We start from the raw sequence: 1,822 nt of genomic DNA on the forward strand, positions 1-1,822 counted from the left end.
GCTTCGGAGTGCAGGGCGGTGGATCCCCCGCCCGCTCCCCCCGCCCCGAGGGCGGCAGCCGTGTCACTCTCCGCCGGAGGCATCCGTTCGCTCTGTGGCCGTCGCGCCCGGTAGGCCGCCCGGTAGGCGGCCGGTGAAGACCCGAGCTGCCGCCGGAAGTCCCCGCGCAGCGCGACCGGCGAGCGGAATCCGCACCGGCCGGCGACCTCGTCGACGGAGTAGTCCGACGTCTCCAGCAGCCGCTGCGCCTGAAGCACCCGCTGGGTGATCAGCCATTGCAGGGGCGCGCTGCCGGTCAGTGACCGGAAGCGACGGTCGAACGTCCGCCGGCTCATGTACGCGCGAGCGGCCAGCGTCTCCACGTCGAACTGTTCGTGGAGATGCTCCAGCGCCCAGGCGACGACCTCCGCGAGGGGGTCGGCGCCGATCTCCTCCGGTAAAGACCGGTCGAGATAGCGCTCCTGGCCGCCTGTCCGGCGCGGCGGGACCACGAGTCGGCGGGCGAGCGCGCCGGCCGCCTCGTTCCCGTGGTCCGTCCGCACGATGTGCAGACAGAGATCGATTCCAGCCGCTGTCCCGGCCGACGTCAGCACATCGCCGTCGTCGACGAACAGCTCGCGTGGATCGACGTGCACCGACGGATAGCGCTTGGCCAGCGTCGGTGCGTACATCCAGTGTGTCGTGGCCGGCCGGCCGTCCAGCAGACCTGCGGCGGCCAGCACGAACGCGCCGGTGCACAGGCCCACGATGCGGGCGCCCTCTTCGTGCGCTCGGCGCAGTGCGTCGAGCGCGTCCGCCGGTGGCGGGGAGGTGATCGAGCGCCAGGCCGGTACGACGACCGTTCCTGCCCTCGATATCGCCTCCAGGCCATGTGGCGCGGTGAGTTCCAGGCCCCCTGTGGTCCGCAGCGGGCCGTCCTCGCCTGCGCATACCAACAGTCGGTAGCGAGGCACGCCGGCGTCCTGGCGGTCAATCCCGAACACCGACAGCGGAATGGAACTCTCGAAGATGGGGCCGCCGCTGAACAGCAGCACCGCGACGATCTCCTTGCGGCGTCGCCCGGAAAGTTTCCGGGCCGCGGCTTCCGGCGCGGCAGTGGAGTCGTGGCTCATCCTGCTAAGCCCCCCTCGGTGGTCGCGGCTCCTCGGTTGTGTCGCTCCTGCACGTTTCCCCTCGGTCCTGCACGAGTCCCCCGCCGTAGACAGTCAAGATCGAAATCTACTGTGTCGCGAGATGCCGGAGTGGCCAGTTCGTCACCCGGCACATTGTCGACATGGCAACTTGGCGTGAAGCATTCGATCACGAAGCGTTGCACTCGTGGGCCGTGCGGGGAAGTGCGCCTCGTCGCAGTGGCCAATCCACGTAGGGTGCGCAGCCCCCCCGAGGGCCTTTCCATGCAGGTCGAACGGGGGAAGGGGGGTGGTTGCGGCAAGGGATGCGCGGTATCCGGAAGTTGGCTGAAAAGATACGGGCGTGTGCGTGAAAACCGGTCAACCGACCGGTGTACTTCGGTCATGGTGACGACCGCCACGGTGCGACCCCGTTCCGGGGCGCTGCCGGTGTCCTCCAAGTGGCACGTGCGGCAGGTGGGGTGGGGGTTCCTCGTCGAGGAGCCGGGCCGCGCACCGCTCGGAGCGGCGCAGCAGTAGCCGGCAGACGGCGGTGACGGCGGCCAGCCCGACGGCGGTGCCGGTGGTTCCGGCCAGCGAGGTGCCGTACCAGAGGAGAACCACCGGGACGAGGACACAGCTGAAGGCCGCCCAGCGGATCAGCTCCGTCGTCCTGTCGTCGCCTGCGTGGGCCTCGGGGGTCGGGCGGGATG

Annotated in this window: 2 protein-coding genes; both read right to left on the reverse strand. The window is 70.1% G+C overall.

Going from position 1 to position 1,822, the window contains the following annotated elements; genetic code table 11:
* Positions 1-1,112, reverse strand: a 1,112-nt coding sequence (locus BZL64_RS35240) for a helix-turn-helix domain-containing protein (RefSeq protein ID WP_107430412.1), incomplete at its 3' end; no start/stop codon positions are given.
* A 378-nt stretch (positions 1,113-1,490) separates the two neighbouring features.
* A partial coding sequence (locus tag BZL64_RS40425; RefSeq protein ID WP_425276106.1) for a hypothetical protein occupies positions 1,491-1,822 on the reverse strand: 332 nt, incomplete at its 5' end.

Origin of the sequence: Streptomyces bobili (genome assembly GCF_002154575.1) — a bacterium.
In the GTDB taxonomy this organism is placed as follows: Bacteria; Actinomycetota; Actinomycetes; order Streptomycetales; family Streptomycetaceae; genus Streptomyces; species Streptomyces bobili.